Here is a 21,487-nt window from a genome sequence, read left to right on the forward strand (position 1 = left end):
GCACCCTATGGCAGCAGCACGACCGAGCCGGTCGTCTTGCGGGCCTCCAGGTCCTGGTGGGCACGCGCGGCATCGGCTAGCGGATAGCGTCCGCCGACCGCTACGGTGACCACCCCGCTGCCGATCGCGTCGAACAGCTCGGCGGCCCGCCAGCTGAACTCCGCACCGGTGCGGATGAAGTGGAACAGCGATGGACGGGTGAGGTACACCGACCCGGCCGCGTTGAGGCGCTGTGGATCGAGAGGCGGAACGGGACCGCTGGCTGCGCCGAACAGTGCCAGTGTCCCGCGGACGGCCAGGCTGGCCAGGCTGGCGTCGAAGGTGGTGGCGCCCACACCGTCGTACACGGCTTGCACACCGGCGCCGCCGGTCAGCTCACGAATCTTGCCGGCGAACTGCCAGGTGTCCTCGGGGTAGTCGAGAACCTCGATCGCACCGGCATCCCTGGACAGCTTGGCCTTCTCCGGGGTCGAGACGGTGGTGATCACCCGCACCCCAAGGTGAGTGGCCCACTGCGTCAGAATCAGCCCCACGCCGCCGGCGCCGGCATGCACCAAGACGGAGTCGCCACGCTGCACCTGATACACCGACTTCAGCAGGTAGTGCGCGGTCAGACCCTTCAATAGCGCCGAAGCCGCCACCTCGGATGTGATGCCATCGGGCACCTTCGCGGTCAAAGATGCTGGTGCAATGCAGAATTCGGCGTAGGAGCCGTTGGCTGACGCGCTGACCACTCGGTCGCCCACGACGATGCCGCCGGTGTCGGCTGCCGTGGCTGCTGGGCCGGTGGCTACCACCGTGCCGCACACCTCGGAGCCGATGACGAACGGCAGTTCGCGCGGATATTGCCCGGAGCGGAAGTAGGTGTCGATGAAGTTGACGCCGATGGCCTCGGCCTCGATCCGCAGGTCGCCGTGGCCGGGTTGGGGTTGCGGCTTGTCGACGTAGCGCAATACATCAGGGCCGCCGGTTTCATTGACTTCGATCGCGTGCATGTGGCTATCATGCCCGGGCATGAAGCTCGCTCGTCCGGACGTCTTCCATCCGCGCGTCGTTTTGGCCGGCTGGCCGCAGCAGCCCACCGGTGACGGCGACGACGCCGGGCTGGTTAACGCGCTGCGGCACCGTGGGTTGCACGCCCGTTGGTTGGCTTGGGACGATCCCGAGGTCGTCCACGCGGATCTGGTGATATTGCGAGCGACCCGTGATTACGCCCGGCGGCTCGACGAGTTCTTGTCCTGGACCACCCGCGTGGCCAATGTGCTCAACGCGCGTTCGGTGGTGGCCTGGAATGTCGACCGACGCTACTTGAGCGACCTGGCTGATCGAGGGGTGCCGACGGTGCCCGGCGAGGTGTACGCGCCAGGAGAACAGGTTCGGCTGCCACGTAAGGGTCAGGTCTTCGTCGGTCCGACTGTCGGTACCGGGACACGGCGTTGCAACGCCCGGTTCGCAGCGGAGTTCGTCGCGCGGCTGCACGCAGCCGGCCATGCGGTCCTCGTTCAGCCCGGTGGTCCTGCTGTCGAAACCGTGCTGGTCTTCCTCGGCGGCGAGCCGTCACACGCGTTCATCGAACAGGCTGACACTTTGCGGCCGGCGGAGCCCGACTTCGAAACCTGGGACGTGGGTGCGGCCGCGCTGGCCGCCGCAACCGCCCAGGTGGGCGTCGATCCCGGCGACGTGCTTTACGCGCGGGCCCACGTGATCGGTGGAAGCCGAGATCCCCGACTGCTGGAACTGCAATTGGTGGACCCGTCGCTGGGTTGGCAGTGGTTGGACGCCGACACCCGCGATGTCGTCCAGCGCGACTTCGCGCTGTGCGTGGAGTCGGCGTTGCAGCGGTTGGGACTGGGCCCGCTCTCGCACCGAGGCCCATAACGGGCCCGCCCATAGCGCCGCGAAGCGGTCAAGTGGGTCGCGGCGGTTCGTCAAGATCACGCCCACCCGCGCATGCCCCGATCTAGGCTGCCGCACTACTTCGCTGCGCTCAGCAAACCCGGATTCCAGGTGGCAGGCAGCACCGGCACATGTGGGCGATTGCCAAATCCGTGACCGCGTACGGCTGACAGTCCCTTCGGTTGTGTAGCAAAATCCTTCGCCGCCGTTCCAGCAAAACCCGTCATAGCCGAACGCTCGAACGACTGCGGCTCTACCACCCGAGCATGCAATGGCTCAGCTGGCGGAGCAGCATCCGGGGCTCCCGTGTCGCTGCTCGGCGCCGATGCCTCGGCCGCGGGTCCGCTCGAGCAAACGCTTCGCACCAGCACCTCACCACCGCCACTGGTCGGGCTTTGGCCCGTCCGCGACATATGATCGAGCCCCCCGCCGATAGAAGTGGGTAGGCCCACTGGCAACGTGATCGAGGCGGCCAGCCCTCCGACCGCCAACGCGCCGGCGCTGGCGACTGGAATCGACACTCCGACCGCCGCCGCGATGAGCACGATATTGCTCGAGAGTGCGGACAACAAGTCAGACAACAGGGCCAGCAGCGCCGGAATCAGATTTTGGAGTAGTGCGATCAGTGGGATGAGGACCGCCACTATCGCCTGAAGTATCAGCGAGCCGAGCTGAAACAGTAAGCCACCCAGAAACGTGAGCAGCGGACCGATCGTTACCACGATCGTCTCCCAGAGCCAGAAGACCCCCTGTAGAAGGTTCACCGTGATCCAGTCGATGATCCAGTAGATCTGCGTGTAGATCCAAAAGATCCAGTCCCATATGCCACCGGGTGGCGGCGGGGGCGGTGGCGGAGCCGGGCCGAAGACGTTCTGTGGGAGAGGAGTTTTGATGATGGGTGGTGCTGGTGTCGCGGGCCGCGCCGCGGCCGACGCCGCAGTCGATTCCGCCTGGTAAATGTCCATCACGACGGCGGCTTGTACCCACATCCGAGCATAGTCAGTTTCATTGATGACAATCGGAATGGTGTTGATTCCAAAGAAGTTTGTTGCGCACAGCACCTCGTGGACAGCGTGGTTAGTAGCCAGCTCTTCCAGCGTCGGCATGTCGGCAAGTGCACCGACGTAGGCCCCAGCGGTGACCGAATGGCTAGCGGCCAGTTCGGCGTACCCGCAGCTCGTCTCTATCAGCCATGCGACATACGGCAAATAGGCAGCCGCATAGGCTTCGGCGCTAGGACCCTGCCACACCCCGGCATGTACCGCATCTAGCAATGCAGTGAGTTCTCCTGCTGCCAAGGCATATTCGACACTCAACGCGGTGCACTGCGACGATGCGGCCAACATGGACTCTGCCCCTGGGCCGCCCCTGAGCAACCCCGAGTGAACCTCCGGCGGAAACGCTGCCCACACCGGCATCGTCATAAACCGATACCTCCTTTCCGCGACCAGCCCGCTACGAGCGGGAGGCTTATGCGTGCCTCGAGAGCGAATTTCCTTCAGTGCAACGAATCCGAGCAAGGCCGTACGCATACAGCGCCTAGCCAAATCGTGCTGGGCGCTGGTCGCATGAGCCTCGACAGGGCTCCGTTAAGTCAATGGGAGCGGAATGCACCGTCGAAATTGGACTTCCAACCTTAGTACCCTACGGGGGTAATCATGTGCAAGTCGCACATTCTGCCACGCTCAGAATGGAACCTGCCGCGTGTCAACAAGTTGGACATCGGCCATATGGTACGAAAGTTGCCTCTCACACAACACGATCAGGTTGCCTACTTGTGCTGCACGGAAATCCGACTTCCGCGAAGCCGCACACCAACTCACGCCCTCTCGCCTCACTGCCATTCGCGTGCATGGGCAATTCGTGTCAACCGATTAGCGGAGAAAGAGTCTACCTACGGTGACGTAACCGAATATTGCACTAGAAAATGGCCAATTTGGGCACCGGAGCATGACTGAGCCAACCGCTGCAAGCGCGGGCCAGCGAAACAGCCGCCGAACGGTTTCATTGATCGGGTGCTGAGCTGATCCGTGCGGCCAGTCTGGCTATGGTGCGCTTGGAGCAGCGCCCGGATCGGGACTTCGACATTGAGTCCGAGTCGGATCCGCACCATGAGCTGGGCGGCTGAAAGCGATTTCCGCCCAAGGTGAGCATTCTCGTCTCGCCCATCAAGTTTGTCGTTGACGGTTACAGGTCGGCGCATGTTGGCTGGCGCGTGGCTACGGTGGCGCTGACAAAGCACGCGCCGATCGCGGATAACTGCTCTGCGGCAGGCGAATTCAGTCGTCAGGTGGGCCGTCAACGTTCGCGCCACCAACGCGGCTGGTACGCGCCATCCCGTCGCGCATCGACGCCCATAGCGCCGCGGTAGCCGCCGTACACGCCGCGGCGCCGGCGACGTGAATGGCGACCAGGGCGGCGGGCACGCCGGTGAAGTATTGCGTGGTGCCGACGGCGGCTTGGGCGAAAACCAGCGCGAGCAACACGGCGAGTCGAACCAGAATCGCCCGGGCGGCGCCGACGGCAAGAAGTCCGAAGCCCAACCCGACCAAAAGCGCGAGATAGGCGATCAGCAGCGAGGAATGCATGTGCACCAGGGTGGTGACCTCGACTTTCAGCCGTGGCACTGTGCGGCTGGCGCTCCGGTCACCCGCATGCGGGCCGGCTGCGGTTACCAGCGTGCCCGTCACCAGCACTGCTCCCAGGTTCAGCGCGCTCAATGCCGTCAGCGTCCGCAGGGGTCGGGCCACCCGCTCGCGCACCACTGAATCGTCGGGCTCACCGATCTTGACGTAGAGCAAGACCGCCAGCCACACCATCGTCATGGATGCCAGCAGGTGGATGGCTACCGTCCACCACAGCAGCCCGGTGAGCACGGTGATGCCACCGATCACTGCCTGCACCACCGTCGATGCGGGCATCAGCCACGCATAGACCAGGACCTCGGCACGTCGGCGCGCCCGGGTGACAGCCAGTACGGCCAGCGCCGCGGTGATGATCACCGCCAAGGTGATCATCCGGTTGCCGAACTCCACGGCCTGATGGATTCGCGGCACCTCGGCGACTGCGACCGGGGTGAAGCTGCCCGGAAAGCACTGCGGCCAGGTCGGGCAACCCAATCCCGATGCGGTGACGCGGACGATCGCGCCGGTGACGGCGATACCACCCTGGGTGAGGATGACGGCCGCGGCAAGGATCCGCTGGATACGCAGACTGGGGTCGGGGAGCAGGTCCACCAACCGCAACAGCGCTCGTCCAACGGGCATCGCCCGATCGTAAGGCACCGAAAACTACACGTTGTAGTACGGTCGCCCGCACTGAAACTGCACCCACGCACAGATGGCGTGTCTTGTGCTTGATGCGCTGTCGGGGTGCTCGGCGGCCGGTTAGGTGAACCGGAACCAGCGCAGCGCCGCCAGCGCGGCCAGCGCTCCCCAGGCTGCCAGGACGACGACCCCGAACCAGTCCACCGACAAGGTCATGGCCTGTGACAGCGCCTCGGTGAGCGCGCCCGACGGGGTGATCCGCGCTGCCCACCGGACGACCGTCGGGATCACGTCGGTTTCCAGCGTCAGCGCGCCGAATCCGGCGAACACGAACCACATCAGGTTGGCGACCGCCAGGACGATCTCGGCCCGCAAGGTGCCCCCAAGTAACAAACCCAGGGCCGCAAAACCCGCGGTGCCCAGCGCGATAATCCCCGCACCCAACGTCAGGGCGGCCAGCGTTGGTCGCCAGCCGAGTGCAAAGCCGATGGCGCCCAACATGATTGCCTGTAAGAACACCACGGCGACCACTGCAAGCGACTTGCCGGCGATGATTCCCCAAACGGGCAGTGGGGTAGCCCCGAGTCTTTTGAGTGCGCCGTAGCGGCGATCGAACGCTACCGCGATGGCCTGCCCGGTGAATGCGGTGGAGATCACCGCGAGCGCCATGATGACCGGGACGAAGGTGGCGGCTCGGTTGTGGCCGAACGAACCCAGCGGTAGCAGTGTCATCCCGATCAGCAAGGTTATCGGGATGAACATGGTCAATAGCAGTTGTTCGCCGTTGCGTAACAGCAGCTTCAATTCCAGGCTGAACTGTGCCGAAAGCATCCGGTGGACGGCACTTGGGCGTGGGTCCGGGCTAAAGGTGCCGGTGGGGAAGAGGGGCCCGTTGGTTTGTGTCATTGCCGCAACTTCCTGCCGGTGAGATCGAGGAACACATCCTCGAGGCTGCGTTGCTCGACGCGCATGTCGGTGGCTAGCACGTTGATTTGCGCGCACCACGCGGTGACCGTTGCCAGCACCTGCGGGTCAACCGGGCCTTCGACCAGGTACTCGCCCGGGGCCACCTCGGTGGTCTGGTACTCCTCGGGCAGCGCGCAGGCCAACAGGGACAGGTCGAGGCGCGGCGGCGCGGTGAACCGCAACTGGTCTTTGGCGCCGCTGCGCATCAGTTCCGCAGGCGTCCCCGCGGCCACCGTCACTCCGTGGTCGATGATCACCAACCGATCGGCGAGCTCTTCGGCCTCCTTGAGTTGATGCGTGGTCAGCACGACGGTCACGCCATCGCGGCGCAGCGCGTCGATCAGCTCCCACACCAGCAGCCGGGCATGGGCATCCATACCCGCGGTCGGTTCGTCGAGAAACACCAGCTCGGGACGCCCGACCAGCGCGCAGGCCAGCGCAAGCCGTTGCTGCTGCCCGCCGGAGAGCCGTCGATAAGTAGTGCGGGCGGCGTCGGTGAGACCCAAGGTCTCCAGCAGCCATTGCGGGTCCAGCGGGTCGGCGGCGTAGGAGGCGACCAGGTCCAGCATTTCGCCCGCGCGTGCGGCCGGGTAGCCGCCGCCACCTTGCAGCATCACGCCGATGCGTGCGCGCAGGCGTGCGTTATCGGTGACTGGGTCCAGTCCGAGCACCTCGATCGTGCCGGCGTCTGGGCGGACGAAGCCCTCGCACATCTCGACGGTCGTGGTCTTGCCCGCGCCGTTGGGGCCCAGCAGCGCCAGCACTTCGGCGGCATGCACGTCGAGATCGAGGTTGGAAACGGCAGTGAGCGACCCGTATCGCTTGCATACTCCGCGTAGCCGCATCACTACGGGGTCTTTGGCGAACACTTTGGCGGCCGAGCTCACGTGGAGTCAGCGTAGGCGTCGGGCGCCGCCTTGCGACTGGGGGTGGCCCGCCGGGTCGCGGGACTCGGTGGGGTCTCGGGGACCGGCGCTACCTCTTTCAGTGGTTGGCCATCTTCGTCTTGGCCGTCCTCGGCGGGCAGCGGCCGCCAGGCTAACCGGGTGTACGTCAGGGCAATGAGTACCACCACGATGATGGCACTAGCCAAGGTGGCGTCCACAATCTGGAACAGCGCGAACCGGTCGCCATTGGCAGTCGGCCCGAAGATACCGACAATAAGGGTGACCGCGATTGCCGCCACCCGGAATCCCGGTCGGGTAGCCCACGCGGCCAACGGAGTGATGGCCCACAGCAGGTACCACGGTTGCACGACGGGAAACAGCAGTACGGTGATGGCCAGCGCGACGCCGAGGCCGCCGACCGGATGCAGCCGGCCGCGGAGCACGGCTAGTAACAGCCAGCAGACCATCACCATGATGATCAGTACGCCGCTGGCACGGGTCAGCGACAACACGGCGGTGGTGTGATCACCCAGGCCCAGCAGAATGCCAACTTGCCCGGTGCCCAGGGCCAGCAGTGTTGGCGGTGACATCCAGCTGCGCACCACGTTGGCGGTGCCCAGCGTGTAGATCCAGCCGAATCCGAGCCCACTTGCCCAGCCGACGATGGCCATCACCGCCAGTGTCAAACCCGTCATCGCGGCACCGGCGAGCAGCAGCGCTCGTAGGGTACCGCCCCAGCGGTATGCCAGCGCCGTCGTGACGAAGCCCATCGCCAGCAGCGAGGGGAGTTTCACCTGCGACGACAGCGTGATCAGGATCGAACCCGCCGCCAGCATGCCCAGCGGTTCCCAGCTCGCGTGGGGTCGCCAGGATGTGGGCAGCAGTCGCGGGGCGTTCGCCAAATCAAGGCCACGCAGCGCGAATTCGACGCCTGTCAGCATCAGTCCGAGCATGACTGCTTCGTTGTGGATGCCGGCGACCAGATGCATGATCAGCAGCGGATTGGCCGCGCCTAGCCATAGTGCGCTGACCTCGGCGACGCCGCAGCGCTGAGCCAGCCTTGGGGTGGCCCACACGATCAGGGCTACCCCGATCAATACCACAAGCCGGTGGCAGAGCACGGCAGCGACGATGTTCTCGCCGGTCAGGGATGAGATTCCGCGCCCGATCCACAAGAACAGCGGACCGTAAGGCGCCGGTGTTTCCCGCCACAGGCTCGGAACCGACAGCGTGAACACGTGGCCCAGACCCAACCCGGACGCCGGACCCACCGTGTACGGGTCGAGCCCCTCTCGTGAGATCTGGCTCTGAGCCAGGTAAGAGTACACATCCTTGCTGTACATCGGTGGTGCGATTAACAGCGGCAGTATCCACAGCAGCAGGGTGCGGTCCAGCTCGCCGCGCGACATCCGTCTCTTGCCCAGCGCGAACCGGCCGAGCATCAACCAGGCCAGCGCCATCATGACCGCCCCGGTCGTGGTCATCGTCAGGGACACCGTCTGGATTCGCGACGGCAGATTGAGCAGCCGCACCCCGAAGGTGGGGTCTTGGACGACGGGTCTGGCCCCGGCACCCAGGGCGCCGATGGCCATCAGGACCGTGCCGGTGGCCCCGAACAGGCGGGTGCGCTGAAGTGCGGTGAGTTCGGTAACGTTCAGCGGCGAACCCACCGCCTGCTCGTCGCCGTGCAAGCTGGCGATCGAGGAGCTCAGCGTGTGGTGGCGGGCTGCCATCAGAGCAGCCTAGCCCCGGCGACGAGGCGGGCCGCGGGACGCGGCCCGCCCGAGGAGCGGGGCGGTCGGGTTCGGTCCCGGCGACGAGGCGGGCCGCGGGACGCGGCCCGCCCGAGGAGCGGGGCGGTCGGGTTCGGTCCCGGCGACGAGGCGGGCCGCGTGGCAGAGTGTGACCAGCGCAACCCTGCACAGAGGGCACCCTTGCTAGACCGATTCCCGGAATTGCGTCACACTGGTGTTGTGAAAATCCCGTCCGAGCTGGGTTCCCGCCCTGCGGTCGCAGCGGGCCCGGCAGCCGCAGCTGCCGGGTCGGATGGTCACACCCGGCGCGCCATCGTGCGGCTGCTGTTGGAGTCGGGATCGATCACCGCCGGCGAGATTGGCGATCGGCTGGGCATATCGGCCGCCGGCGTGCGGCGGCATCTCGATGCGCTGAACGAAGCGGGCGACGCCGAATCCGTGGCGGCTGCGACATGGCAGCAGGTGGGACGCGGGCGGCCGGCAAAGCGGTACCGGTTGACCGCGGCTGGCCGGGCCAAGCTCGACCATTCCTACGACGACTTGGCATCGGCAGCCATGCGGCAGCTGCGAGAAATCGGCGGTGAGGATGCGGTGCGCACGTTTGCCCGGCGGCGTATCGATTCGATCTTGGCCGGCGTCGAGGCGGCCGACAGTGCCGACGATGCGGCGCTCGAGGCGGCCGCCGAACGGATCGCCAGTGCGCTCACGCAAGCGGGCTACGTCGCCACCACTACCCGGGTCGGCGGACCGATCCACGGTGTGCAAATCTGCCAGCATCATTGCCCGGTATCCCATGTCGCCGAGGAATTCCCAGAGTTGTGCGAGACCGAGCAGCAGGCCATGGCCGCGGTGCTGGGCACCCACGTCCAGCGGTTGGCGACCATCGTCAACGGAGATTGCGCCTGTACCACCCACGTACCCCTTTCTCCGGCGCCCAGCCCGCGTCCACCCACCACGAGCACCAAAGGAGCGTCTCGATGACACTCACGCCAGAAGCGTCCAAGACCGTCGAATCTTTGACCCAGGAAGAAGCGATCGCTTCGCTGGGCAGGTACGGCTACGGTTGGGCGGACTCCGACACCGCAGGCGCCAGCGCGCAGCGCGGGCTCTCCGAGGCGGTGGTGCGCGACATCTCCGCGAAAAAGAATGAGCCCGAGTGGATGCTGCAATCTCGGCTGAAAGCGCTGCGCATCTTCGAGCGCAAGCCGATGCCGCGCTGGGGGTCCAACCTCGAGGGCATCGACTTCGACAACATCAAGTACTTCGTGCGCTCCACCGAAAAGCAGGCCACGAGCTGGGATGATTTGCCGGATGACATTAGAAATACCTACGACCGACTTGGAATTCCGGAAGCTGAAAAGCAGCGTCTGGTTGCTGGTGTAGCGGCCCAGTACGAATCCGAAGTGGTTTATCACCAGATCAGGGAGGATCTAGAGGCTCAAGGTGTCATATTCTTAGACACTGATACTGGTTTGCGGGAACACGAGGACATATTTAAGCAATATTTCGGAACGGTAATTCCTGCTGGCGACAATAAGTTTTCTGCGTTGAATACAGCAGTTTGGAGTGGCGGCAGCTTCATATACGTTCCGCCGGGTGTGCACGTCGACATCCCGCTGCAGGCCTACTTCCGGATCAACACCGAGAACATGGGCCAGTTCGAGCGCACGCTGATCATCGTCGATGAGAACGCCTACGTTCACTATGTGGAGGGCTGCACGGCTCCCATTTACAAGTCGGACTCGCTGCATTCGGCGGTCGTGGAGATCATCGTAAAGCCGGGCGGCCGTTGCCGTTACACCACGATTCAGAACTGGTCGAACAACGTCTACAACCTGGTTACCAAGCGCGCTCGTGCCGAAGCCGGCGCCACCATGGAGTGGGTCGACGGCAACATCGGGTCCAAGGTGACCATGAAGTATCCGGCAGTCTGGATGACCGGTGAGCACGCCAAGGGCGAGGTGCTGTCGGTGGCTTTCGCCGGCGAAGACCAGCACCAGGACACCGGCGCCAAGATGCTGCACCTGGCCCCGAACACGTCGAGCAACATTGTGTCCAAGTCGGTGGCGCGCGGCGGCGGCCGCACGTCCTACCGCGGGTTGGTGCAGGTGAACAAGGGCGCACACGGGTCGCGTTCGAGTGTGAAGTGCGATGCGTTGTTGGTCGATACGGTCAGCCGCAGCGACACCTACCCATACGTCGACATCCGTGAGGACGACGTCACCATGGGCCACGAGGCCACCGTGTCGAAGGTCAGTGAGAACCAGCTGTTCTACCTGATGAGCCGCGGGCTGACCGAGGACGAGGCGATGGCGATGGTGGTGCGCGGCTTTGTCGAGCCGATCGCCAAGGAGCTGCCGATGGAGTATGCGCTGGAACTCAACCGGCTGATCGAGCTGCAGATGGAGGGCGCGGTCGGATGACCTCTGACACAACAACTGTCGAGGGATCCTCACTGACCGCGCTGAACAAGGGGGAACTGTTCGCCTCCTTCGACGTCGACGCTTTCGAGGTACCGCACGGCCGCGACGAGATTTGGCGGTTCACCCCGCTGCGGCGGTTGCGTGGCCTGCACGATGGATCCGCACCGGCCACCGGCAGTGCTCAGATCAGCGTCAGCGAGCAGCCTGGGGTGCGGGTCGAGACCGTGCGCCGCGGCGACCCGCGGCTAGGAGGGGGCGGTGTTCCCGCTGATCGTGTTGCCGCTCAGGCATTTTCGTCGTTCAACTCCGCGACGCTGGTCAGCGTCGGCCGAGACACCCAGATCACCGAGCCGGTGAACGTCGCCATCACCGGTCCCGGCGCGGGCGCGGTTGCCTACGGGCACCTGCAGATCCGCGTCGAGGAGCTGGCCGAGGCGGTCGTAGTCGTCGACAACCGGGGCAGCGGAACCTACGCCGACAATGTCGAATTCATTGTCGACGACGCTGCCCGGCTCACGGTCGTGTGGATCACCGACTGGGCCGACGACGTGGTCCACCTCAGCGCGCACCACGCCCGGCTCGGCAAGGACGCGGTGCTGCGACACGTCACCGTCACGTTGGGCGGCGAGGTGGTGCGGATGTCGGCCAACGTGCGTTTCTCCGGTCCCGGTGGGGATGCCGAACTGCTGGGCCTGTACTTCGCAGATGACGGCCAGCACCTCGAGTCGCGGTTGTTGGTTGACCACGCTCACCCCGACTGCAAGTCGAACGTGCTGTACAAGGGTGCGCTGCAAGGAGATCCGGCTTCGTCGTTGCCCGACGCACACACGGTCTGGGTGGGCGACGTCCTAATCCGCGCCGAGGCCACCGGTACCGACACCTTCGAGGTGAACCGCAATCTGGTGCTCACCGATGGTGCGCGTGCCGACTCGGTGCCCAACCTCGAGATTGAGACCGGTGAGATCGCCGGCGCCGGACATGCCAGCGCCACCGGCCGTTTTGACGACGAGCAATTGTTCTACCTGCGCTCCCGCGGTATCCCGGAAGAGCTGGCCCGCCGGCTGGTGGTACGCGGCTTTTTCGGCGAGATCATCGCCAAGATCGCCGTCCCCGAGGTACGCGAGCGCCTGACCGCAGCCATCGAACACGAACTGGCCATCACGGAAACCAAAACAACGGAAAAGACGGAAAAAACAGCAGCCTCATGACCACATTGACTATCAAAGACCTGCACGTCAGCGTCGAGAACCCGAACGCCGCCGACGGGGAGCGCGAGATCCCCATCCTTAGGGGCGTCGACCTCACCGTGAGATCCGGTGAGACACATGCCTTGATGGGCCCCAACGGCTCCGGCAAGTCCACGCTGTCATACGCCATCGCAGGGCATCCCAAATACCAGGTGACTTCGGGGTCCATCACGCTGGACGGTGCGGACGTGTTGGCCATGAGCATCGACGAGCGCGCCCGGGCTGGACTGTTTCTGGCCATGCAGTATCCCGTCGAGGTACCCGGCGTCTCAATGTCGAACTTTCTGCGGTCAGCGGCGACCGCCGTCCGGGGCGAACCGCCGAAGCTGCGGCACTGGGTGAAAGAGGTGAAGGCCGCGATGGCCGACCTCAACATCGACCCGGCGTTCGCCGAGCGAAGTGTCAACGAGGGCTTCTCCGGTGGTGAGAAGAAGCGCCACGAGATCCTGCAGCTTGAACTGCTCAAGCCGAAGATCGCCATCTTGGACGAGACCGATTCCGGCCTGGACGTCGACGCGCTGCGCGTGGTCAGCGACGGTGTGAACCGCTATGCGGACTCCGTGCACGGCGGCATCCTGTTGATCACCCACTACACCCGCATCCTGCGTTACATCCATCCAGAGCATGTGCACGTGTTCGTCGGCGGGCGCATCGTCGAATCCGGTGGTTCGGAGCTGGCCGACGAACTTGATCAGAACGGCTACGTACGCTTCTCCCCCCATCAAGCGGCGGCAACGGGCGCCTAGCCATGACCACCTCGGTGACCCCGCTCGACCTTTCGGCGATCCGCGCCGATTTTCCGATACTGAAGCGGGTCATGCGCAGCGGAAATCAGTTGGCGTACCTGGACTCCGGGGCGACATCACAGCGGCCTCTGCAGGTGCTTGATGCCGAGCGCGAGTTCCTGGCCTTGTCCAACGGCGCCGTGCATCGGGGTGCCCACCAGCTGATGGAGGAGGCCACCGACGCCTACGAGCAGGGCCGCGCCGACGTCGCGTCGTTCGTCGGTGCTGACGCCGACGAGTTGGTGTTCACCAAGAACGCCACCGAGGCGCTCAACTTGGTGTCATATGTGCTGGGGGACAACCGTTTCGGGCAGGCAGTCGGCCACGGCGACGTTATTGTCACCACGGAACTCGAGCACCACGCCAACCTGATCCCGTGGCAGGAGCTCGCCCGGCGCACCGGTGCCACGTTGCGCTGGTATGGCGTCACTGACAACGGCCATATCGACCTGGACTCACTGCAACTCGACGAGCGCGTCAAAGTCGTTGCGTTCACCCATCACTCGAATGTGACGGGTGCAGTGACGCCGGTGCGTGAATTGGTCTCCCGCGCTAAGGACGTGGGTGCGCTGACCGTGCTGGACGCCTGCCAGTCGGTGCCACATCAGCCGGTCGACCTGCACGGGCTCGATGTTGACTTCGCCGCGTTCTCGGGTCATAAAATGTTGGGCCCCAATGGAATCGGTGCACTGTACGGGCGTCGTGAACTTCTGGCACAGATGCCGCCTTTCCTCACCGGTGGTTCGATGATCGAAACGGTGACCATGGAGGCCACCACGTACGCCCCGGCGCCGCAACGGTTCGAGGCCGGTACTCCGATGACCTCCCAGGTGGTCGGGTTGGCCGCCGCGGTACGCTATTTGGGATCCATCGGGATGGACGCCGTCGAAGCCCACGAACGCGAGCTGGTTGCCGCGACCATCGAGGGCCTATCCGGAATCGAGGCAGTCCGCATCATCGGGCCCACATCGATGGAAAACCGTGGATCGCCAGTCTCGTTCGTCGTCGACGGCGTGCACGCGCATGACGTCGGTCAGGTGCTCGACGACGACGGCGTCGCAGTTCGGGTCGGGCATCACTGTGCGTTGCCGCTGCACCGCAGGTTTCACCTGGCCGCCACGGCGCGGGCGTCGTTCGCGGTGTACAACACCGCCGACGAGGTGGACCGGTTGGTGGCCGGTGTGCGGCGCTCCCTGGATTTCTTTGGGAGAGCCTGAAGTTGCGCCTGGAGCAGATCTATCAGGACGTGATCCTTGACCACTACAAGCACCCGCAGCATAGGGGGCTGCGGGAGCCGTACGGCGCGCAGGTGTACCACGTGAACCCGATCTGCGGTGATGAGATCACCCTGCGGGTCGCGTTATCCGACGACGGTGCGATCGTCGCAGACGTTTCTTATGACGGGCAAGGTTGTTCGATCAGCCAGGCGTCGACGTCGGTGCTCACCCAGCAGGTGATCGGTCAGAGCGTTCCTGAGGCGCTGAAGACCATCACGGCGTTTACTGAAATGGTGTCCTCGCGCGGAGCGGTCGAAGGAGACGAAGAAGTCCTGGGTGACGGGGTCGCGTTCGCCGGGGTAGCCAAGTACCCGGCGCGGGTGAAGTGCGCGCTGCTCGGATGGATGGCGTTTAAGGATGCGCTGGCCCAAGCTAGCGTGGAAAGTGATGCGCTCAGTGCAGGCCAGTCACATCCTCGAGGAGGTCAGGGATGAGCGAAACCACCGCACCGGACGACGAGTTGCTCGCCGATGTCGAGGAGGCGATGCGCGACGTCGTCGACCCGGAGCTCGGGATCAACGTCGTTGACCTGGGATTGGTCTACGGTCTAGGCCTGGAAGAAGGCGACGAAGGAACTGTCGCGCTGATCGATATGACGTTGACTTCGGCGGCGTGTCCGCTAACCGATGTGATCGAGGACCAGTCGCGCAGCGCGTTGGTCGGTAGTGGCCTGGTCAACGAGATACGGATCAATTGGGTGTGGAACCCGCCGTGGGGCCCGGACAAGATCACCGAGGATGGGCGCGAGCAACTACGCGCCCTCGGCTTCACCGTCTGAACGGCACCGTCAGAAGGCGTCTTCGGAGAGACGCATGACCTCGTGGTCAATGGATTCGATGACACTGCGGACTCCGGTCAGTTTCGGCAGCATGTTCTTCGCAAAGAATGCGGCGACCGCGATCTTGCCCCGATAGAACGGCTCATCGTTCTTCGAGGGCCCGTCGGCCAACGCGGCGCGCGCAACGCCGGCTTGGACGAGCAACCGCCAGCCGATGAGCAGGTCGCCGACGGCTAGCAGGTATCGCACGGATCCCAGCCCGACTTTGTAGATGTCGTTGGGGTGCTGTGCGGCGGACATCAAGTATCCGCTCAGCGTGCCCGTCATTGTGGTGACATCGTCGAGCGCGGTTTGCAGTAGCTGGGCGTAGGGCTTCAGCGCCTCGTCAATGTTGTCGATGGTGTCACTGATCTGGCCTGTCACATGGCGCAGGGCTTGTCCGTGGTCGCGCACGATCTTGCGGAAGAAGAAGTCCAGGGCCTGGATTGCGGTGGTGCCTTCGTAGAGCGAATCGATCTTGGCATCGCGGATGTACTGCTCGATGGGATAGTCGACCAGAAAGCCCGAGCCGCCCAGCGTCTGCAGTGACTCGGTCAGGATCTCGTAGGCCCGTTCTGAGCCGACCCCTTTGACGATGGGCAACAGCAGATCGTCGACGCGGTGCGCCATGTCGTGGTCGGCGCCCGAAACTCGTTGTGCCACATCGTCATCCTGGTGCGCGGCGGCGTAGAGGTACAGCGCCCGTAGGCCTTCGGCGTAGGCCTTTTGGGTCATCAGGCTGCGGCGCACATCGGGGTGGTGCATGATGGTGACCCGCGGCGCCGTCTTATCCGTCATCTGGGTCAGATCCGCACCTTGTATCCGCTCCTTGGCATACGCCAGCGCATTGAGATAGCCGGTGGACAACGTGCCAGCGGATTTGATGCCGATTGTCATCCGAGCGTGTTCGATAATGGTGAACATCTGGGCGATCCCGTTGTGGGTGCCGCCGACCAGGTAGCCAACGGCGGGCACGTCGGTGCCGCCAAACGTCAATTCGCACGTCGGGGAGGACTTCAGACCCATCTTGTGTTCCAGCCCGGTGGCGTAAACGCCGTTGCGGGGCCCGAGCTCCAAGGTGTCGGGGTCGAAAAGGTAGTTGGGGACATAGAACAGGCTCAACCCCTTGGTGCCTGGTCCCGCTCCTTCCGGCCGGGCCAGCACGAGATGGAAGATGTTCTCGGCGGTATCGCCGACGTCGCCACCGGAGATGAACCGCTTGACGCCCTCGATGTGCCAGGTGCCGTCCGGTTGTTGGATGGCCTTGGCGCGGCCCGCGCCGACATCGGAGCCGGCGTCGGGTTCGGTGAGCACCATGGTGGCCTGCCAGCCGCGCTCCACACCCATTGCCGCCCATCGCCGCTGTTGTTCGTCGCCCTCGATGTAGAGCGAATTGGCCATCACCGAGCCCAGGTTGAAGAAGCACGCGGAGGGATTGGCGCACAAGATCATTTCATTGACCGCCCAGGTGAGCGGCGGCGGCGCGGCCATGCCGCCGATCTCCTCGGGCATACCCAGCCGCCACCACTCGGCCTCTTTGATCGCTTGCACCGTCTTTACCAACTCGTCGGACACGCTGATGCTGTGGGTGGCCGGATCGAACACCGGTGGGTTGCGGTCGGCGTGGGCGAAGGATTCGGCGACTGGACCTTCGGCCAGGCGCGCCACTTCGGCCAGAATCGTGCGGACCGTGTCGGCGTCGAGCTCGCTATAGCGTCCGGTACCTAGGACGGCGCCGACGTCAAGGACCTCGAACAGGTTGAACTCGAGATCGCGGACGTTGGCGATGTAGTGCCCCAATGCGGTTCCCTTCACGTCGGCCAATCAGCCCGCGATCGGGCCTCGATCCGGAACAGTCTCTCCGAGTACGGAAAACGTACGCAACCGTAACCAGTGGTATTGCGGGCTGACCTGCTACTACTAGCCGGGCGCGCCGTCTTGGCCGAACAGCAGTCCGCGCTTGCCGCCGAGGCCGTCGGTGGCACCCAATCCGCCGCCGGTCCCGCCGTTGCCGCCGTTGCCGATCAGCAGCGCGTTGCCGCCGTTGCCGCCGTTGCCGTCTACCAAGCCACCATCACCACCGGCCCCGCCATTGCCGATCAACCCGGCCTGGCCGCCGACGCCGCCATTGGCGTTCGACCCGCCGGTGCCACCGGTGCCGCCGTTGCCCAGGAAGAATCCGGCGTTGCCACCACCCCCGGCGTTCCCGTCGGAACTGGCGCCTCCGCCTGCGCCACCGTCGCCCAGCAAAATGGCCTGGCCACCGTTACCGCCGCTGAAGACACCGTTGCCGCCGGCGCCGCCGTTGCCGTACAGAAAGCCACCATTGCCACCGGGACCGGCGACTCCCATGCCGTTAGGGACGCCGCCGCCAGCGCCGCCCGCGCCCAGGAGTAGGGCGGACCCACCGAGACCACCGCTGCCGCCTCCGCCGCCGCCGAGACCGCCGGCACCGCCATTGCCGAACAGCCCGCCGGTGCCACCGCTGCCGCCGTTCGCGCCCAGCCCGCCGGCCCCGCCGGCCCCGCCGTCACCGATCAATCCCGCGGACCCGCCGTTGCCGCCGCCTACCCCGGCGGTGGATGACGAGAAGCCGTTGCCACCGTTGCCGAGCAGCAGTCCGCCGGCCGCTCCGTTCGGGTTCGCGGCCGTCCCATCGGCGCCGTTGCCGATCAGCGGACGGCCCAACAGCAATTGGGTGGGCGCATTGATGGCGTCGAGCACCGGCTGCAACGGGCCGGCGGCGGCGGCCTCTGCGCTGGCGTACGCCGCCGCGCCACCAAGCAGGCTCTGCACGAACTGGTCGTGAAACGCCGCGGCCTGGGTGCTCAGCGTCTGATAGCCCCGGCCGTACGAGTCGAACAACGCCGCGATGGCGGCCGACACTTCGTCGGCGCCCGCAGCGACGACGGCGGTCGTCTGGGCCGCCGCGGCCGAGTTGGCCTCACTAATCGTCGAACCGATCCGCGCCAGATTCCCCGCTGCCCCCGAAACCATCTCCGTGTTAGCGATCACGAAAGACATTTCGCACCTCCCCTGTGAAGCGTCAGTGACGGAAGAATCTTATCGTGATTCGGCAGCTATGTTTGTCCATTCTGCATCCATTTTCAGGTTGATTTTGCATGCACAGGTTCAGAATTCAATCTGCATCGTTTATGTGCCAGATGTGAACCGAGGTCGACCTAGAAGCGTGAGCGTTTGAGCCGATGGACGAGCAGGCGGCGTTGCGGGTTGCCCCGCTTGCCTTGTGCGAGTGACCAATTCAATCGCATACCGAAATGCAATCGAGATTTCGTGGCGATCGCTGCGTCCCTACACTCGGTTCATCCTGACGAACTCTCAACCTTTGTGAGGCCGCCGGAATGACCTTGACCGCTCTCGAAGTGACTGTCGCGGAGGCTTCTTTCGACCGCGATCCGAACATGGCCAACCGACCTTTGAGCTGGCGGGCGGCGCTTTGGTCGGTGGTATCCGTGCGCTGGGCGGGTGTCGCGCTGCTGCTGTTTTTGGCTGGTCTGGCAGCGCAACTGAACGGTGCCCCCGAGACTATCTGGTGGACTCTGTATCTGGCCTGTTATCTCACGGGTGGATGGGGCTCGGCATGGGCCGGCGCACAAGCGTTGCGCAACAAGGCGCTCGATGTGGATCTGTTGATGATCGTTGCGGCGATCGGAGCGGTCGCGATCGGGCAGATCTTCGACGGCGCGCTGCTCATCGTGATCTTCGCGACCTCCGGTGCGCTGGACGACGTTGCCACCAAACACACCGCGGAATCGGTGAAAGGCCTACTGGACCTGGCGCCGGATCGAGCCGTGGTGGTTGGGGGCGATGGCAGCGAACGGGTGGTGGCGGCCAGTGAGCTGGTGGTGGGTGACCGGGTGGTGGTACGGCCCGGGGAGCGGATACCCGCAGACGGTGCGGTGCTGTCGGGGTCCTCGGAAGTCGACCAATGCTCGATCACCGGTGAATCGATGCCGGTGGCCAAGGCTCGTGCTGACGAGGTCTTCGCCGGCACCGTGAACGGGTCGGGCGTGCTGCATCTGGTGGTCACCTGTGACCCGTCGGAGACCGTGGTGGCCCGCATTGTCGAACTGGTGGCCGAAGCTTCGGCTACGAAGGCCAAAACCCAACTGCTCATTGAGAAAATCGAGCAGCGCTACTCCCTGGGTATGGTTGCGGCCACCCTCGCTCTCATCGTTATTCCGCTGATGCTGGGCGACCACCTGCGGCCGGTATTGCTGCGGGCCATGACGTTCATGATCGTGGCATCCCCGTGCGCGGTGGTGCTGGCCACGATGCCGCCGCTGCTCTCGGCGATCGCCAACGCGGGCCGGCACGGAGTACTGGTCAAATCCGCGGTGGTCGTCGAACACCTCGCCGGTACCAGCATCGTTGCGCTGGACAAGACCGGCACACTGACCTGCGGCATCCCACAACTAGCTAGCGTCGAACCGCTGCAACCCGACGTGGTCGACGCCCGGCGATTGCTGCAATTGGCAGCTGCCGCAGAACAATCCAGCGAGCATCCGCTGGGGCGCGCCATTGTGGCCGAAGCTCGTCGGCGCGGCATCGCCATACCGCCCGCCGACGACTTCCGCGCCTTGCCGGGCCGCGGCGTCCGGGCCATCGTGGGCGGTGATTTCGTCGAGGTCGCTAGCCCGCAAAGCTATCGGGGCGCACCGCTAGCCGAACTCGCTTCGATCGTGGCGGCCGGCGCCACTGCCGCCATTGTCCTGGTGGACGGAGTGGCCATCGGCGTGCTCGGACTCACCGATCAGATTCGTCCCGACGCTGTGGCGTCCGTCGCAGCGATGACTGCACTGACCTCCGCACCGCCGGTGCTGTTGACAGGTGACAATGGGCGCGCGGCACGACGGGTTGCTCAGCACGCCGGGATCACCGATGTGCGTGCCGCGTTGCTGCCCGAGCAGAAGGTCGAGGCGGTGCGTGGCCTGCAGGCCAGCGGTCACCGGGTGCTTCTTGTCGGCGACGGTGTCAACGACGCCCCCGCCATGGCCGCCGCCCGCACCTCCGTCGCCATGGGCGCCGGCGCCGACCTAACCCTGCAGACCGCCGACGGAGTCACCGTGCGCGACGAACTGCACACCATCCCGACGATCATCGGGTTGGCCCGGCAGGCGCGCCGGGTGGTCATCGCCAATCTCGCCATCGCGGCCGCCTTCATTGCGGTCCTGGTGCTGTGGGATTTGTTTGGGCACCTACCGCTGCCGCTGGGTGTGGCCGGTCACGAAGGGTCCACCGTGCTGGTTGCCCTCAACGGCATGCGCTTGTTGACCAACCGGTCCTGGCGGGCTGCGGCCTCGACCGCGCGCTAGGCTCGAGTCGCCGAACTGACCAGGCCGCGTTAGGGGGCGCGCGTGAGCACTCGAGACCTCACTGCCGCGTACTTCCAGCAGACCATCACCGCCAACACCAACGTGCTGGTCTACTTTGGGCACCGTTGTGCGCTCCCTGTGACCTGTTCACGCCGACCTACGAGGCGTCGTCGCAGAAGCACTTCGACGTCGTGCATGGCAAGGTCAATTTCGAAACCGAGAAGGATCTGGTCTCGGTCGCTCAGATCAAGTTGTCGCCCACGCTGATGGCGTTCAAGAAGGGCAAGCTGGTGTTCAAACAAGCTGGTATCGCGAATCCCGCGATAATGGACGACCTGGTCCGGCAACTGTGGGCCTACACATTCGAGTCCGCTGCGGCCGGCGGGGGTACCACCGCTTGAGCAGGTCGGCGTGCGGCCCCCGGAACAAAGACCCCATGTCGTGGCGTTGAGGCAGGCGTGACTACCCAAGACCTCACCGCCGCACAGTTCAACGAAACGATAGAGAGCAACGACATGGTGCTCGTCGACTATTGGGCGTCGTGGTGCGGCCCGTGCCGCGCGTTCGCGCCGACGTTTAAGGAATCGTCGGAGAAACACCCCGATGTGGTGCACGCCAAAGTCGACACCGAAGCCGAACAGGAACTCGCAGCGGCCGCTCAGATCCGGTCTATCCCCACGATCATGGCCTTCAAGAAGGGCAAATTATTGTTCAACCAGGCTGGCGCGCTGCCGCCGGCAGCGTTGGAGAGCCTGGTGCAGCAGCTCAAGGCCTACGAGGTGGAGGCCGTCGACAGCGCCCCCCAAACTGGGCGAGCCGAACAAGCCTGACCG

At 64.9% G+C, this 21,487-nt stretch carries 16 protein-coding genes and 3 pseudogenes; 11 read left to right on the forward strand and 8 right to left on the reverse strand.

All coding sequences use genetic code 11. The features are described 5' to 3' along the window. Positions 1–5: 5 nt before the first annotated feature. Positions 6–995 carry a quinone oxidoreductase family protein gene (locus AADZ55_RS09895; RefSeq protein ID WP_085325145.1) on the reverse strand — a complete coding sequence of 330 codons (990 nt, stop codon included), beginning with the start codon at positions 993–995 and terminating at the stop codon, positions 6–8. Positions 996–1,014: 19 nt separating this feature from the next. Here AADZ55_RS09895 and AADZ55_RS09900 point away from each other — a divergent pair, with 19 nt between their 5' ends. After that, on the forward strand, positions 1,015–1,878 hold the full coding sequence (locus AADZ55_RS09900) for a hypothetical protein (protein ID WP_085325144.1): 864 nt from the start codon (positions 1,015–1,017) through the stop codon (positions 1,876–1,878). Positions 1,879–1,973: 95 nt separating this feature from the next. Here AADZ55_RS09900 and AADZ55_RS09905 read toward each other — a convergent pair whose 3' ends face one another. From AADZ55_RS09905 to mptB, 5 genes are all read right to left on the reverse strand, one after another. Then, complete coding sequence (locus tag AADZ55_RS09905) at positions 1,974–3,320, reverse strand: PPE domain-containing protein (protein WP_085325143.1); 1,347 nt, start codon at positions 3,318–3,320, stop codon at positions 1,974–1,976. Between the two features lie 855 nt (positions 3,321–4,175). Further along, entirely contained in the window at positions 4,176–5,180 is a 1,005-nt protein-coding gene (locus tag AADZ55_RS09910; RefSeq protein ID WP_423202372.1) for a COX15/CtaA family protein, read from the reverse strand. Positions 5,181–5,282: 102 nt separating this feature from the next. Continuing rightward, positions 5,283–6,068, reverse strand: coding sequence for an ABC transporter permease (locus AADZ55_RS09915; protein WP_085325141.1), 786 nt, complete (start codon positions 6,066–6,068; stop codon positions 5,283–5,285). Beyond that, positions 6,065–6,973 carry an ABC transporter ATP-binding protein gene (locus tag AADZ55_RS09920; protein WP_085325216.1) on the reverse strand — a complete coding sequence of 303 codons (909 nt, stop codon included), beginning with the start codon at positions 6,971–6,973 and terminating at the stop codon, positions 6,065–6,067. Before AADZ55_RS09920 ends, AADZ55_RS09915 begins: the two co-directional genes overlap by 4 nt. A 38-nt stretch (positions 6,974–7,011) precedes the next feature. Continuing rightward, positions 7,012–8,748 carry a polyprenol phosphomannose-dependent alpha 1,6 mannosyltransferase MptB gene (gene mptB, locus AADZ55_RS09925; protein ID WP_085325140.1) on the reverse strand — a complete coding sequence of 579 codons (1,737 nt, stop codon included), beginning with the start codon at positions 8,746–8,748 and terminating at the stop codon, positions 7,012–7,014. 159 nt (positions 8,749–8,907) lie between these two features. Between mptB and AADZ55_RS09930 the strand changes: the two genes are divergently transcribed. The 7 genes and pseudogenes from AADZ55_RS09930 to AADZ55_RS09960 all read left to right on the forward strand — a co-directional run bounded on the left by AADZ55_RS09930 (position 8,908) and on the right by AADZ55_RS09960 (position 15,279). Beyond that, positions 8,908–9,750 carry a helix-turn-helix transcriptional regulator gene (locus tag AADZ55_RS09930; RefSeq protein WP_085325139.1) on the forward strand — a complete coding sequence of 281 codons (843 nt, stop codon included), beginning with the start codon at positions 8,908–8,910 and terminating at the stop codon, positions 9,748–9,750. Then, entirely contained in the window at positions 9,747–11,192 is a 1,446-nt protein-coding gene (sufB, locus tag AADZ55_RS09935; protein ID WP_085325138.1) for a Fe-S cluster assembly protein SufB, read from the forward strand. Before AADZ55_RS09930 ends, sufB begins: the two co-directional genes overlap by 4 nt. Next, on the forward strand, positions 11,189–12,400 hold the full coding sequence (sufD, locus tag AADZ55_RS09940) for a Fe-S cluster assembly protein SufD (protein WP_085325137.1): 1,212 nt from the start codon (positions 11,189–11,191) through the stop codon (positions 12,398–12,400). The genes sufB and sufD overlap by 4 nt, the downstream gene beginning before the upstream one ends. Beyond that, entirely contained in the window at positions 12,397–13,185 is a 789-nt protein-coding gene (sufC, locus tag AADZ55_RS09945) for a Fe-S cluster assembly ATPase SufC (RefSeq protein WP_085325136.1), read from the forward strand. Before sufD ends, sufC begins: the two co-directional genes overlap by 4 nt. Positions 13,186–13,187: 2 nt before the next feature. After that, on the forward strand, positions 13,188–14,441 hold the full coding sequence (locus AADZ55_RS09950) for a cysteine desulfurase (protein ID WP_085325135.1): 1,254 nt from the start codon (positions 13,188–13,190) through the stop codon (positions 14,439–14,441). Further along, positions 14,438–14,954, forward strand: a pseudogene (gene sufU, locus AADZ55_RS09955) (Fe-S cluster assembly sulfur transfer protein SufU); the annotation flags it as partial. The gene AADZ55_RS09950 and the pseudogene sufU, both read left to right, overlap by 4 nt. Continuing rightward, positions 14,932–15,279 carry a metal-sulfur cluster assembly factor gene (locus AADZ55_RS09960; protein ID WP_085325134.1) on the forward strand — a complete coding sequence of 116 codons (348 nt, stop codon included), beginning with the start codon at positions 14,932–14,934 and terminating at the stop codon, positions 15,277–15,279. The pseudogene sufU and the gene AADZ55_RS09960, both read left to right, overlap by 23 nt. Before the next feature lie 9 nt (positions 15,280–15,288). On the opposite strand, the gene AADZ55_RS09965 is transcribed toward AADZ55_RS09960, so the two are convergent. After that, positions 15,289–17,118 carry an acyl-CoA dehydrogenase gene (locus AADZ55_RS09965; RefSeq protein ID WP_085325215.1) on the reverse strand — a complete coding sequence of 610 codons (1,830 nt, stop codon included), beginning with the start codon at positions 17,116–17,118 and terminating at the stop codon, positions 15,289–15,291. A gap of 123 nt (positions 17,119–17,241) precedes the next feature. After that, a pseudogene (locus tag AADZ55_RS09970) lies at positions 17,242–18,342 on the reverse strand (PE family protein); the annotation flags it as partial. A 338-nt stretch (positions 18,343–18,680) separates the two neighbouring features. Here AADZ55_RS09970 and AADZ55_RS09975 point away from each other — a divergent pair. From AADZ55_RS09975 to trxA, 3 genes and pseudogenes are all read left to right on the forward strand, one after another. Continuing rightward, positions 18,681–20,654, forward strand: a complete 1,974-nt coding sequence (locus tag AADZ55_RS09975) for a heavy metal translocating P-type ATPase (RefSeq protein ID WP_085325132.1) — start codon at positions 18,681–18,683, stop codon at positions 20,652–20,654. Between the two features lie 42 nt (positions 20,655–20,696). Further along, positions 20,697–21,055 (forward strand): annotated as a pseudogene (locus AADZ55_RS09980) (thioredoxin family protein). Between the two features lie 57 nt (positions 21,056–21,112). Continuing rightward, entirely contained in the window at positions 21,113–21,484 is a 372-nt protein-coding gene (gene trxA, locus AADZ55_RS09985; RefSeq protein WP_085325131.1) for a thioredoxin, read from the forward strand. Positions 21,485–21,487: the final 3 nt, after the last annotated feature.

The organism is Mycobacterium decipiens, from assembly GCF_963853665.1.
Taxonomy (GTDB): Bacteria; Actinomycetota; Actinomycetes; order Mycobacteriales; family Mycobacteriaceae; genus Mycobacterium; species Mycobacterium decipiens.

Bases quoted from the DNA above. Each gene is read 5' to 3' on its own strand.
- AADZ55_RS09975 (WP_085325132.1), top strand. From the start codon at position 18,681: ATGACCTTGACCGCTCTCGAAGTGACTGTCGCGGAGGCTTCTTTCGAC.
- mptB (WP_085325140.1), bottom strand. From the start codon at position 8,748: ATGGCAGCCCGCCACCACACGCTGAGCTCCTCGATCGCCAGCTTGCAC.
- AADZ55_RS09895 (WP_085325145.1), bottom strand. From the start codon at position 995: ATGCACGCGATCGAAGTCAATGAAACCGGCGGCCCTGATGTATTGCGC.
- AADZ55_RS09960 (WP_085325134.1), top strand. From the start codon at position 14,932: ATGAGCGAAACCACCGCACCGGACGACGAGTTGCTCGCCGATGTCGAG.
- AADZ55_RS09900 (WP_085325144.1), top strand. From the start codon at position 1,015: ATGAAGCTCGCTCGTCCGGACGTCTTCCATCCGCGCGTCGTTTTGGCC.
- AADZ55_RS09950 (WP_085325135.1), top strand. From the start codon at position 13,188: ATGACCACCTCGGTGACCCCGCTCGACCTTTCGGCGATCCGCGCCGAT.
- sufD (WP_085325137.1), top strand. From the start codon at position 11,189: ATGACCTCTGACACAACAACTGTCGAGGGATCCTCACTGACCGCGCTG.
- sufB (WP_085325138.1), top strand. From the start codon at position 9,747: ATGACACTCACGCCAGAAGCGTCCAAGACCGTCGAATCTTTGACCCAG.
- AADZ55_RS09915 (WP_085325141.1), bottom strand. From the start codon at position 6,068: ATGACACAAACCAACGGGCCCCTCTTCCCCACCGGCACCTTTAGCCCG.
- sufC (WP_085325136.1), top strand. From the start codon at position 12,397: ATGACCACATTGACTATCAAAGACCTGCACGTCAGCGTCGAGAACCCG.
- AADZ55_RS09920 (WP_085325216.1), bottom strand. From the start codon at position 6,973: ATGCGGCTACGCGGAGTATGCAAGCGATACGGGTCGCTCACTGCCGTT.
- AADZ55_RS09905 (WP_085325143.1), bottom strand. From the start codon at position 3,320: ATGACGATGCCGGTGTGGGCAGCGTTTCCGCCGGAGGTTCACTCGGGG.